The organism is Paenibacillus sp. IHBB 3054 (assembly GCF_051594305.1).
In the GTDB taxonomy this organism is placed as follows: Bacteria; Bacillota; Bacilli; order Paenibacillales; family Paenibacillaceae; genus Paenibacillus_AQ.
Window position 1 is genome coordinate 152,291 of record NZ_JBOFBG010000006.1, and the last position, 13,082, is coordinate 165,372.

The 13,082-nt window shown below is 49.3% G+C and carries 10 protein-coding genes and 1 riboswitch; of the genes, 2 read left to right on the plus strand and 8 right to left on the minus strand.

The window, feature by feature from the left end:
* Positions 1-26: 26 nt before the first annotated feature.
* The 5 genes from ACQ76X_RS09880 to ACQ76X_RS09900 all read right to left on the minus strand — a co-directional run bounded on the left by ACQ76X_RS09880 (position 27) and on the right by ACQ76X_RS09900 (position 5,608).
* Complete coding sequence (locus ACQ76X_RS09880; protein ID WP_438493379.1) at positions 27-1,004, minus strand: hypothetical protein; 978 nt, start codon at positions 1,002-1,004, stop codon at positions 27-29.
* Positions 965-1,543: an RNA polymerase sigma factor gene (locus tag ACQ76X_RS09885; protein WP_438493380.1), complete on the minus strand. Its 579-nt coding sequence runs from the start codon at positions 1,541-1,543 to the stop codon at positions 965-967. Before ACQ76X_RS09885 ends, ACQ76X_RS09880 begins: the two co-directional genes overlap by 40 nt.
* A gap of 285 nt (positions 1,544-1,828) precedes the next feature.
* The gene (locus ACQ76X_RS09890) at positions 1,829-3,097 is read right to left on the minus strand and encodes an L-lactate MFS transporter (RefSeq protein WP_438493382.1); all 1,269 of its coding nucleotides are present in this window, start codon (positions 3,095-3,097) and stop codon (positions 1,829-1,831) included.
* Between the two features lie 124 nt (positions 3,098-3,221).
* Positions 3,222-3,950, minus strand: coding sequence for a LytR/AlgR family response regulator transcription factor (locus ACQ76X_RS09895; RefSeq protein ID WP_438493384.1), 729 nt, complete (start codon positions 3,948-3,950; stop codon positions 3,222-3,224).
* Positions 3,947-5,608 (minus strand): LytS/YhcK type 5TM receptor domain-containing protein, encoded by a 1,662-nt coding sequence (locus ACQ76X_RS09900; RefSeq protein ID WP_438493386.1) that lies wholly within the window; start codon positions 5,606-5,608, stop codon positions 3,947-3,949. The genes ACQ76X_RS09895 and ACQ76X_RS09900 overlap by 4 nt, the downstream gene beginning before the upstream one ends.
* A gap of 178 nt (positions 5,609-5,786) precedes the next feature.
* Between ACQ76X_RS09900 and ACQ76X_RS09905 the strand changes: the two genes are divergently transcribed.
* A complete protein-coding gene (locus ACQ76X_RS09905; protein WP_438493532.1) occupies positions 5,787-6,389 on the plus strand; it encodes a nucleotidyltransferase family protein in 603 nt (200 codons plus the stop codon).
* Between the two features lie 7 nt (positions 6,390-6,396).
* On the opposite strand, the gene ACQ76X_RS09910 is transcribed toward ACQ76X_RS09905, so the two are convergent.
* The 3 genes from ACQ76X_RS09910 to ACQ76X_RS09920 form a co-directional block, all read right to left on the minus strand.
* Positions 6,397-7,347 carry a VanZ family protein gene (locus ACQ76X_RS09910; RefSeq protein WP_438493388.1) on the minus strand — a complete coding sequence of 317 codons (951 nt, stop codon included), beginning with the start codon at positions 7,345-7,347 and terminating at the stop codon, positions 6,397-6,399.
* A gap of 148 nt (positions 7,348-7,495) precedes the next feature.
* Positions 7,496-8,932 carry an NAD(P)/FAD-dependent oxidoreductase gene (locus ACQ76X_RS09915; RefSeq protein WP_438493390.1) on the minus strand — a complete coding sequence of 479 codons (1,437 nt, stop codon included), beginning with the start codon at positions 8,930-8,932 and terminating at the stop codon, positions 7,496-7,498.
* 122 nt (positions 8,933-9,054) lie between these two features.
* Positions 9,055-9,154: riboswitch (purine riboswitch) on the minus strand.
* 256 nt (positions 9,155-9,410) lie between these two features.
* A complete protein-coding gene (locus ACQ76X_RS09920; protein WP_438493392.1) occupies positions 9,411-12,521 on the minus strand; it encodes an EAL domain-containing protein in 3,111 nt (1,036 codons plus the stop codon).
* Between the two features lie 312 nt (positions 12,522-12,833).
* On the opposite strand from ACQ76X_RS09920, the gene ACQ76X_RS09925 reads away from it, so the two are divergent.
* On the plus strand, positions 12,834-12,977 hold the full coding sequence (locus ACQ76X_RS09925) for a hypothetical protein (protein ID WP_179091777.1): 144 nt from the start codon (positions 12,834-12,836) through the stop codon (positions 12,975-12,977).
* Positions 12,978-13,082: the final 105 nt, after the last annotated feature.

Here is a 13,082-nt window from a genome sequence, read left to right on the forward strand (position 1 = left end):
GCCATACCGGAGCTTCTGCCTCCCGATTACAGACCGCCCTTCATCAATTCACCAGCCAGCTCCAGCAGCTTTTCCTTAGTCAACTCTTGTTTCCCATAGGTCGTAAGCGTATAATACGAATCCTGCCCTTCGTTGTACCAGGTCAGATAATGGTAGGTGACCACCCCCGGTCTGACCACATGATTATAGATCACTTCCCGCCCGTCTACCTTAATCTTCTCTGGCGTGTTCTCCGGCTCCTGATATACCGTCATATCACCACCATTAAGAAAATTGGCCCAGATACCGACAGTAGCTCCTTGCTTGGTATATTCTGCGCCCACAGATCCCGTCTCGGTCCAAGGCACCACCCTCATGAACAAATTCCGCTTCTTATCCTGTTTCGCTTCGTCAACTAGCTCACTCAGCGTCTGACGGTAGAACGGGTTGCTGTCCCGTTCTGCCTCTGGCGGAATTTGGGGATGTAACGTGCCGTATTTAAAAGCATACCCTCCGGCTGTCTTGGGAAGTATAACAGGCGATTTTTTTGTGTTCATTTGTTTCAGAAAGGCGGAATATTCTTTTATACGCTGCTCCTTGTAGGCAAATTGCAGCATACTCCCCGTCTCCTCAGAGGTTTGCTCTCCTCTGACATAATAGGCGATTTGCTCATCCGGTTTGGCAAAATTCATCAGCTTCTGCTCATACTTGTAATAAGAGGACACTCCTTTCGGAAAAAGATCCTTAGAAAGATGCTGCACCTTGACCACTCCCGCCTTGTTGTGGATCTGGATGTACTCCGAGGCCGCGTAAGCCGTTACTGTGATCAGCAGCAGCAGGATCAGCATTCCTGAGGTTGCAGCCGTTTTGCCGGCAAATCTTATCCCGCTCCGGCTCCGGGCCTGCTCCAGTCCCCTTACCCGCGCCATTACGCGCTCCGTTACGTTAATGCTCGGCAACTGCTCTTCACGGGCAGCGGCTCCTATTATATCTTGGTACCCGCTATGGATTCCGGTTCGTTCCAAGAGATCCCCTCCTCTATCTGCATAAATTCCCTGACTTTCCGTTTAATCCGTTCCATCCGCTTGTGCAGCGCATTAGGACTGCTGTTCAGAATGTGGCCCATCTCCTGAAAAGTCAGCTCCTCAAACACCCGCAGCACAAGAATATTCCGCTCCTCCAGTGACAGCTGCATCAGCGCTAACTCCAGGGCAGGGCTAAACAGCCGCGCTTCCATCTGTTGCTCCGCGCTCGCAGCTACCGTCTCCGGCCGGAAGATCCGCAGAATATGCCCCTGCAGCCGGCGTCGGCGCAGCAGATTAAGACAATGATTGCCGGCAATCCGGTAGAGCCAGGCGGAGAAGCTTACTTCAGGCTTGTACCCTCTGATTGATTGATAGGCTTTTACCAAAATGTCCTGAACAGCATCCTCCGCATCCTGCCTGTTCCCAAGCAGACGGCAGCAATAACGGTATATTGGCTGCTGAAAAATCTCGACAATGCAGGCGTATTGCTCCCGGTCCCCCTTTTGAACTTGTTCGATTACAGCCTCCACCTGTTTCATATCCCTTAAATGCTCCTGTGACGTTGCCAGCACCTCCTTACTTGTTTATCTCTATAACACTTGCGCCCTGCAAAAAGTGCCTATGCCTGAATTTTTTTCTGTACGCCCCGAACTATTTTCCATCCTATACATTTCGGCAGCAGCAGCACAGTCCTCTTACTGAACCGTGAGTATACAAAAAAAGAGATATCCGCCAGCCGTTTGCACGAAAGGCTGGGATATCTCTTTTTCGAATAACTATTCTCTTTGTCTGTATACTTCTTAAGCCAACATGTTTTTATATGGTTAAGCCGTATGCCGTGAAGGCTTCAGGCTCATTCCCTTTTCTCTTGCCTGTCTCTGCACCGGAGGCTTTAAGGAAGCCGCCAGAAGACAGGCTACAATACACAGTGCGCCGATGACGATGAAGGTAGGCTTGAACCCGCCGAGAGAAGCGGCGATGAACGAGCCGGACAACGCCCCGATTCCGAAGCCCTGATAGACAATGCCATAGTTCTTGCTATGGTTCTTAAGGCCGAAGAAGTCGCTGACAATCGCAGGAAACACCGTAATGTTGCCCCCGAAGCAGAAAGCAATGGTGGCCACACAAGCGAAGAACAAACCGTAGCTCAAGGTCGCATAGCTTAAGGTTAACATCGCTAAGGCTGTGACCAGAAGTGTGGCACTGACCAGCTTCAATCGGCTCATACGGTCGGACAACGCTCCAAGAATCAGGCGTCCTGCAGTATTGAAGATCGCGATCATCGCAACGGCATTGGCCGCTGTAGCGATATCCAGACCCGCCAGCTGCACCCCGATATCCTTAACAATGCCAATCAGGTAGAGGCCGCTCATGCAGGCGGTGAAGAAAATTACGAACAACAGGTACGCTTCCTTCGTGCGCAGCATTTCTTTGACGGTATAGTCTTTCGCTGCAACCGGAATAGTTGCGACTGAGGAATCCACCCCTCTGCTATTTGCTTGTGCCAGTGCCGGAGCAGCCACAGGAGCTTCCCTGACCAGTAGCGAACCGGCAACAACCATGATCATGACGGCCAGGCCCCAATACAGGAAGGTATTCGATACGCCTGCCGACTCGATCAGGCTGCCGTTGATATATTTGAAGATCAGACTGCCGGTTCCGTAGGCGCCGACCGATACGCCGGAGATCAAGCCTTTATGTTTAGGGAACCACTTAATCAGATTGGATAACGAAGTAATATAGGCCGTACCATCGGCATAACCCACGACTACGCCGGCCAGCAGGTAGAACATCAGGAGGGAGTTGGCCTGCGAGCTAAGCATCAGACCAAGTCCCAGCATAATCCCAGCGGAAGCGGTCAGCTTGCGGAGGCCAAACCGGTCCTGCAGTTTACCAGCAAACAAGGTTGCGAAGGCAAGGGCAAAGCTCGTAATGGAAAAAGTTATCGAAACAGAGCTGAGCTCAAAGCCGAATTTGCTGACAAGCTGCGCATTAAACAGGCTCCACGTGTAGATTGTGCCCAGTCCCATTTGCATAATCACTGTACCCAGCACGATCATCCAGCGCTTGCTGCCAGATTTAGCCGTAGTCATGAGTCATTCCTTCTTTCTCTCTATTGTCGCTGCAAGGGCTTTCTTTGCTCCTTTATTGTAGCGAAACAACGCTTTCTTGAGAGAAATCGGGAATGAGATGACCGAATCGGGGAATGAAATGCCGCTACAGGCGCATGATCTGCCTGAATTCTTTGACCTTGCTGCGGCTTACCGGCACTTCAAAGTCCAGATCACGAAGCCGGAGCAGATACGTATTATTGAACCAAGGGATAATTTCCTTGATCTTGGACAGATTCACAAGATAGGACCGGTGGCAGCGGAAGAAGCTGTCCTGCGGCAGCCGGCTGTGGAACTCGCTGATGCTCAGAGCCATGCTGTATTCCTCTCCCTTAGTCATTACGCTCGTTGTCTTCTCCTGCGCTGAAGCATAATAAATCTCGTCGGCATCGACAACGATGATCTTCTCGTTTTTCCACAGATTGACCTTGTTGCTGACCGCAAGATGCCCTTCTTCTCTGGGACGGCTACGCGCCGCGAATGCCGCTACCAGCTTGTTCAGCATGGCTTTAATCCGCGATTCACTGTAGGGCTTCAGAATATAGTCGAATGCTTCAATCTCGAAAGCGTCGGCGGCATGCTCCTTATAGGCAGTGATAAATACTATATAGGGTTTGACCGAGAACCTGCTGATATTCTGGGCCAGCAGCACGCCGTCGATGGACGGAATATTGATATCCAGAAAAATCACATCGATTTCCTCAGCTTGAAGAAATTTCAGCGCATCTAGCCCGTCCTCAAACTCGGCGGTGATCACTATATCGCTGTGTGCTCCGATCAGAAAGGCAAGCTCACTCCTTGCCAGCACTTCATCCTCTACAATTATCGCTCTCATCGCTTCTCCTTTGTGACGTCGAAATAAATTTCCGTCCCTTTATCCAGCCGGTGAATGATCAGACCCTTGCCATAAATCAGCTTTACCCGCTGTTGTACGTTATATAGCCCGATTTTGTTATCCGGCATGTTTCCGCTGTAGACCTTCTCCATCGTCTCCTGCGCGATGCCTGCTCCGGTATCGGCGATGCCGATCCGCACGGTCTCTCCCCGGTCTTTCACCGAAATCGTTACCGTGCCCGGTCCCTTCACTTTCAAAATGCCGTGAACAATCGCATTCTCCACCAGCGGCTGAATAATCAGGCTGGGAATACGCACCTCCACTTCGTCGATATCATACTCAACGGCCAGGCGGCTGCCGAAGCGGGCTTTTTCAATCTCCACATATTGCTGGACCTGCTGCAGCTCACGCCGGATATCAATGAATTCATCGGTCAGCTCCAGATTGTATCTCATATAGCCTGACAGGTTGATGATCAGCTCCCGTGCCTTATCCGGGTTAATCCGGATAAGGGAACTAATCGCGTTCAGCGCATTGAACAGAAAATGGGGATTAATGCTTGTCTGCAGCGCCTTCAGCTCGGCTTTGTTAGCCATCTCCTTAATGCCTTCGACCCGCGATACCTCCATCAGCGTCGAAATCATCTGCGACAGCCCTACCGCCATTGCCTGCAGCGAGTAAGTGATTTTATGGGCTTTGGTATAGTAAATTTTAAGTGCTCCGGTCACTTCGCCTTTCTCTTTCAAGGGAATGATAATCAGTGACCGGATTGCCCGGTTCATATATTCAGTATCGTCATCGCGGATCGTAATTTCGCCGTCCCTCAGCGTCTTTTTCGTCTCTTCACTGATAATCTCGTTCGTCTCGGTGTAGTATTCCTCTCCCACTCCGACATAGGCACGGATGAAGCGGGTATCAGTGATCGCTACCGCATCGGCACCGATGTCCTCCTTGATGATTCCGCAAATGGTGCGCAGCGACTGGGGATTGATGTTGCGGAAATACGGCAGCGTCTTATTGGCAATATCCAGCGCCAGCTTGGACTGCTTCGCGGCGATCCGCTCCTTCTCCCCCTCCACGCTCTGGACAAGCATAACAATGAGGCCGACACTGATCTGCCCCACAATCATCGGAAAAGCAATTTTCGAAACGATATCCACACCCAGCGATGAAGGATCTGCCATAACGAGAATAAGCAGCATGGTCAGTGCTTCACAGCCCATCCCGGCCAGAATGCCGGCGATCCAGCGGCGGTCAGCCGTGGTCCGGCGGTAAATAACGCTGGAGACAATTCCCGCCGTGACACTTGTAATCAGGCAGGGCACAGAAGTCACGCCGCCGATATCAATCAGAAAACGGTGAACCCCGGATATAATGCCAGTAATCAGTCCGACCCAAGGACCAAACAGAATCCCGCCGGCCATGATGGCGATAATCCGCACATTTACCAGTGAGCCGTCGACTTTAATGCCGCTGTAGGTTCCGAAGATCGCGAACAGGCTGAAGATCACCGTCACGATCACTAGATCCTGTGGAGCGTAAGCCCCTTTGACAAAAATCTCTTTAAACCGCGGCAGCCGGGTCAACACAAACAGGCACATCAGCAGCAGTGCCGCCCTTTCGAACAATTGCAGCAATATCGTCAAGTTATGTTCCACAGCCACGCCTCCAATGGTCAATCTATCGGTCCATTATAAGATGTGCCAAATCATAATAGCAATCCGCCCTATTGTCTTTTTAGAGTACCCAAGCCTGTAAATTCGGCCTTATAATAGAGGTATCGGATAAAAAAACCGTTGCTTTTATGTAGTTCATCTATTTAAAGGAGGACCTATGTTGCTGATCCATACGGAGGAAGATCTCCTGCGGGCCGTGAGAGAAGACCCGTGGATGATGAATATTCTATCTGCCGCCCGAGCGCTGATGCTGCCCGATTCCTGGGTCTGCGCCGGATTTGTCCGCTCTAAAGTCTGGGATGTCCAGCATGGATTTACGGAAAGAACACCGCTGGCAGATATTGATGTTATTTATTATGATAGCAGCGACATCCGCGAAGAGACCGAAAAGGCTTGGGAAGCGCAGCTGCGAGCTGCTGATCCGTCCATCCCCTGGTCGGTCAAAAACCAGGCGAGAATGCATGTGGTTAACGATATTCCGCCCTATACCTCTTCTGTCGACGGCATGTCCAAATTTCCCGAGACGGCAACCGCTCTTGGGCTTTCGCTGGATGAACACGGTAATTTAAGGTTGGCCGCCCCTCATGGTATCCGGGATGTAATCCAAATGGAGCTCAGACCCACTCCGAGTTTTATAACCAACCGCCAGTTGTACTTTATCTATGAGAAACGGATCGCCAGCAAGAACTGGAGGTTGTTATGGCCTCGGGTGCAAATTACAGCTGTCGGCCAGCTTGCCCAAGAAGATAGGAACACTTGGTAATATCACTTCACTTCAGAACATTTACGAGCAGCATCCTAGCCGCTTGTTTGCTGTCTCCGTCCAACCAGACTCTGACTGTAGGGGCGGTTGGAGATGACTCCACTATGGAGACCAGGCTGGAAATCGTACCTTCTTCGTAGGTGCTGATAATCTTATTTTGATCAGACGCCAAATGCCTGATAATGATTTTGGTTGAGGCACCTACTGGAATGGTACTATTCTCTTGCCCGGGTTCTGTTGTATCCGCTGTTTTCTTCAGCATACTATACTTAGGATTGTTATATAGGGTTATTGCGTCAGTCTGGGCAGCGGTCAAATCGCCGAACAGATCAGCCGTACTCTCATCTACACCTGTCATGATCTGCTTGTTCTCATCTATGTATTCCATCTCCTGATCAGCAAAAGGCAGCAAGCTGCGATCCACCACCCCCGTCACAACACCTCCGCCAATGCCCGCCAGTAAAAAGAATCCAATGATCGCCGCAAGGAGCTGGTTTCCGGAAGGAGTGCTCTTCATGAGTGCTTTATACAAGGCTATGCCAATCACACCTCCGGCACAGTTCAACAGAATATCATCAATATCACTGCTTCCAAGCGCAAAGATATATTGAATGATTTCAAAAGCCATACTAACCGAGAAGACAAAAGCAACCTTAAATCCCCAGGTCCTGCTCTTTCCTATATAAGCTGCGGCAAGGCCTAAGGGGATAAAGATCCCGATGTTGCCCAACACATTGGTCACCATTCTATCGCTGCCGATGGATTCATCTGCGAAAAATCCGTAAATCGTGTGGAAGGGGAACAAGTTCACACTTCTTAAAGCCGTGTCCGCCTTAAATATGCTTGTTATAGGAATAGTCTTGAACAAAATTACCTGAACAGTAAATAATGCATACACAATAAAGAGCAAGTACACTATCACCTGAAGTCCCCTGCTTTTGTCCTGCTTTGAATCCATTGCTGCATCACCCTCTCGAATTTACAATTATGATAATTATTGTATACCATATGAGCGGGAGTTCAAATGAGAGCTAAATAGAAGAAGGGCAGACTCAACGCAGAAATTCCTGCAGTGAGGCTGCCCTTCTTCACCTATTCTATTGTCTTTAAACGCCGGTTTGTTCCAGCATCCCCCGGGCAATCCATACCCCGGCGGCTCCGGCTTGAGCCAGACCGCGGGTAATGCCCGCACCGTCTCCGCCGCAGTACAGTCCGGAAATTTCCGTCTCCAGATTCTCCGTAAGCTTTGGACGGGCCGAATAAAATTTCGCCTCTACTCCATAGAACAACGTATGTTCGGAGGCGATACCCGGAGTTACTTTCTCCAGGGCTTCCACCATTTCAATCAGGCTTTTCATGGTATTGTACGGCAGTACCAGTCCCAGATCACCGGGTACTGCTTCCTTCAGCGTCGGCTCCAGGAATCCTTCCTTGATCCGCGTTTCCGTTGAACGCCGGCCACGGAGAATATCACCGTATTTCTGTACAATCACGCCGCCGCTGGACAAATCGTTCGCCCGCTTGCAGATTTCCCGGGCATATTCATTGGGCTTGTCGAAGGGCTCCGTGAACGTATGCGAGACCAGCAGGGCAAAGTTGGTGTTCTTCGAACCCAGTGCAGGATCCTTATAGGAATGTCCGTTAGCCGCCATCACACCGCTGTGATTTTCCACGACAACATGTCCTGAAGGATTGCTGCAGAAGGTGCGGACACGGGTGCCTACAGATGTATTGAAAATGAATTTTCCCTCATAAAGATGTTCATTGATCTCCCGCATTACCACATCCGAAGTTTCGACTCTTACACCTACATCGACCTGATTATTGTACATTTTCAGCCGGCGTTTTTTCAGCACCTCGGTCAGCCAGGCCGAACCGTCACGGCCCGGGGCAATCATAACCTTATCCGCCTCATGGCTTTCCCCGTTTTTCAGCGTAATGCCTGTAATGCGGTGCGTTCCATTGTCTTTTACGGTAACTATATCCTGAACCTCTGTCTTGAACAGCATTTCAATACGTGTTTTCAAATATTCATATATGGATTTAAGGATTTCCAGGTTTTGCTCCGTCCCCAGATGGCGCACCTGCGCCCGCAGCAGCTTCAGTCCGGCAGCGTATCCCCGTTGCTCAATATTGCGGATACTTTCGGTTGTCGGATCGGTAATGACCCGTGTTGCGCCATGCTCCAGGTTAATGCTGTCTACATATTCGATCAGCTCCAGCACTTTGGAAGGTGCCAAATAATCGGTCATCCAGCCGCCGAACTCCGTCGTGATGTTAAATTTGCCGTCACTGTAGGCCCCTGCTCCCCCGAAACCGGCAGTAATTGAACAGGCAGGCAGACAGCCGGCGAATTCCTTGCGCCCCGAAGCGGGCGGACAGAGCTTGATCTTCTCCTCAAGGATCGGGCAATTGCGACGGTAAATATCATGACCCTTGTCCACAAGCAGCACCCTCAGATCAGGCGCCTTTCGTGTCAATTCATAGCAGGCGAATATTCCGGCCGGACCCGCACCAACGACAATCACATCATATTTACTCATCTGTTTCTCTGTTCCTCCTAGGGAGAAACGGCATCGCCGTACTCATGCAGGCCATTGTCCGTTTCTGCGAAATTAGATAGTTTATTAACCACAACACAAAAATCCCGGATACTTCATAGGTATGCAAAATGCACCCTATTCGTAGCCAGGAATTTACGGTCCCCTGTAGAAACCCCCAAACCTTATCTTTGAGGATATACGAACAGCTTAACTTTATTATATGAGCCAATAGAAATTCTACAGATTATTCACGAATGTGTCAAGGACAAAACCAGACAATAATTCGCCTTTAGATCTTAATTAGAGAATTTTTAGCTATAACCCCTGATGTTAATTCACTTAAATACGAACATTATTAGATGAATATCAGTGGAAGGAAACCCGGGGTATATGTCGGATATAACACGAAAATATAAGCGAGCCCGCGGACTGAATCGTCCCGGGCTCGTTTTGCTGTGCAGTCATCTCTAGTTCTATTTCAATAATGAGGCTCAAGCAGTTCCCATACTCCGCGCTCCGGAACCGGCCTGCTGATTAAATAACCCTGTACCTTATCGCAGTCGAATTGCTTAAGAAATTCCAGCTGTCTGGCATCCTCTACTCCCTCAGCCACCACATCAAGACCCATTTTGTGGCCGAGAATGATGATCGTCTGAACAAAGGATTGGCTGTAGGCCTTATCCTCCAGAGAATCTATAAAGATTTTATCCATCTTCAGTGTGGAAATCGGCAGCTGCTGCAAATAACTCAAAGAAGAGTACCCTGTTCCGAAATCATCCAGGGCGATGCGGATCCCGCGCGACTTGAGGAATCCCAGCTTGCTGACGGTGCTTTCGAAGGATTCCATAAAGATGGATTCCGTAATTTCGAGTTCCAGGCAGCTGGGCTCAAGTCCGCTTTCCGCCAGGCTGTCCAGCACCATTTCCACGAAATCATCCTGCAGCAGCTGAATGATCGAAATGTTGACGGATATTTTATATGGAATTCCGGTGCGGTCATGTACGCTTTTCATGAACCTGCTGGCTTCTCTAAGAACCCATTCGCCGATATATATAATCAGCCTCGAATCCTCGGCAATCTTGATAAATGACAGCGGTGATACAAAACCAAGCACAGGACTGTTCCAACGAATTAAGGCCTCAAAGCCGGAAATCATCCCGGTCCCGATCTCCACCTGCGGCTGATAATGCAGCTCAAATTCATTGTTGTTCATCGCACTTCGCAGATGCTTCTCAATGTTCATCCGTTCATTAAACGCGGTATGCATGGACTTATCATAGACTACATACGTGCTTTTGCCCTCTTCTTTGGCCCGGTACATCGCCACATCGGCATTCTTCAGAATCTCCTCTGTGGTCTCCCCGTCTTCCGGATAGAAGGAGATCCCGATGCTGGCAGAGACATACAGATTGCTTTCTCCGATAAGGAAAGACCTGCGGAATGACCGCATGATGTCCTCCGCCAAATTCAGCACGGCTTCACGGTCATCCGTATCCTTGAGGAAAATTACAAATTCATCCCCGCCGAGTCTGGAGAGCATGGCTCTTTCATCCACAAGCGACTGCAGCCGTTCACTGGCTTTACGGATGAGAATATCACCCGATTTATGACCCAGCGTGTCATTGATGTATTTGAAATTGTCGGTATCCACAAACAAGAGTGCCGCTTTGCCGCCAGGCCGCTGGAAGTAATTCTCCATCGTCTCCAGCAGGCTGAGGCGGTTGGGCAGATTACTGAGTGAGTCCACATAAGCCAAACGGTGCATATTCTTCTGATTTTCGACCAGCAGATCATATTGTCCTACCAGTTCCTGCTGTGTTGCCGTAAGCTGCTCATACGTCGCCTCCAGCTCCTGATAGCTGTTATTCAGCTTGAACTCAGCTTGCTTGCGTTTGCTGATGTCAATCAGGGAACCCAGGAACAGCACAATCCTGTCCTTTGGATCGACAATCGACTTGCCGCGCACCTCAAACCATATATAGTTGTCATCTTTGGTTCGCATGCGGTATTCAGTCTCATATATCGGGGTCAACCCGGACAGATGCTCTTCTCTCGCCTTCCGCGCAGTCTCCTGGTCATCGGGATGAATGATACTGAGCACCCCGCCGTCGAACGAGTTGATTTCTTCTTCATTGTAGCCCATCACTTCATACCAGCGGTCAGAAAGCTTATAGACCCCTGTCTCCCAATCCAGCTCCCACATATAAGCACCGGAGCTTTCTGAGGCCAGGCGGAACCGGCGTTCACTGACCCCCAGCTTGTTGAGCTGTTCCTGCAGCTCCACCTCTGCCGCCGCCAGCTCCTCATAGGTGGACTCCAGCTCCTCGTAGCTGAGCTGAAGCTTAAGCTCACTCTCCTTACGCTCATCAATATCCAGTCCAACCAGTACGAAGATGTCTTCAGCCTGCTCATCCATCCCCTTGATCAGAGTAGTCCGGACGGAGAAATAGCGGGCATCCGGCGCATGGTCAGGAAGCCGCAGTTCAACGTTGCCTGCATAGTCCTTGTACACCGCTTTAATAAGGAGATCTCTGAGCAAGGCTGCACTGCCTTCCAGACCGGGGATATCATCGAGGCTTTTTCCGAGCATGTCCTGCTCCTTCAGCCCCGTCATCTTTTCCGCATACTGATTGAAACGCACGATCCTCTTATCACCCTGCACCGCCCAGACAATCATCCCGGTATGCTCAATAACATCCTCAAAAAACTCCTGCTCGGAGTGGATAGTCCGTCGTAAACGCCTGATGTAAACCCTTATTAGAACAATACCAAAAAGCAGCACACAGAAGCCGATGATCATTCCTGAAATGATCCTCCCCTTAGTTAGGGATTGGTAATCATCCGAATGAGCGAAAAAATACTGCTGGTACAGCTCCTCAAAAGCACCGGACCGCTGCAGCCGTTCCAGCCGTGCATTAACGTAGGAGACCAGCTCCGGTGCTGATTTGCTGATACCATAAGCGATATCCTCAGGGTATAAATTACTCATTTTGCGAATAATATCACCGGTTAATCCACGCTCAACAATCAAATAATCGACAACACCCTGGTTCTCGAACAAGAGATCAATCTCGCCTTTCTGCAGAGCCTCCAGCGCTTCTGGTACTGTTGCATATTCTATGTAATGTGAGACTCCTGCTTTGCCGTGCAGCACCATCTCGGAGTACTGACCCTTGCCCACTCCTACCTTATAGTTCTCCAAGGTGCTTAGCTTCACTTCTTCTTTCAGCGCCTGACGCGAATAGACGGAGATATAGCTTTTGAACAGAGGCTTAGAGAACAATGCCTGCTTCTTTCTCTCCTCCGTAACGGCCATAAGTCCGGTGGTATCAATCTCTCCGTCAATTAGCCGTTTATACGTTTCCTCCCATTCGCCAGTGCTGTACTGAATCAGATAATCCTGCTTCTCAAAAATCATGCTGGTCAGGTCAATATCAAAGCCGGTCAGATATCCGTTCTGTATGTATTTATAAGGCGGGTAACCCAGCTCTGTCTGATATCTTATCTCTTGTCTTTCAGCGTGAGCGGCAGCAGGGGGTGCAATCATGAGCACAATGCTAATTAGAAGGATGAGTTTACACCGCTTCATCGCAATTCTCCTTTTTCCAATAAAAATCGGGCTAAGAGCATTTATAAGAAGCTGTATTCGACAAAAAATGGTATGGTTCCTGCAAGTTACCTGACCTATTGTGATAAATTGTGCAAATATACCAGTTCACCGTCCCGCTTGAGCAAGGTGCTGCACTGTCCATTACAAGAACAGCTCATCTTTTTAATTTTTTATATTGCTTTTTTAGCTTAAAATGTGGATAATAGCAATAACGGTTGATAATGATTATCATTATTAAATAAACGAATACATTCAATTCACTATATGGAGTTAAAAGGAGACTGAACACCCATGAACTCAGCCAATACCCGGACCGCTCTGCAGGTTGACGACTATCTGGATCTGCTCAATCTTGCTGTTAAAGTTGGAGATTTGAAATGGCAAAAGGAAATTAAATCCAGATTACAATATATTCTCTGCCTGCAAATCAGATAATGATCGCGCAGAATGCCGCATTCCCGGATTACGGGGGTGCGGCTTTTTTTGTTGCCATTTTAGAAAAAAACATTTGATACAAGCTGCAAAAGGGCCATTAATTGC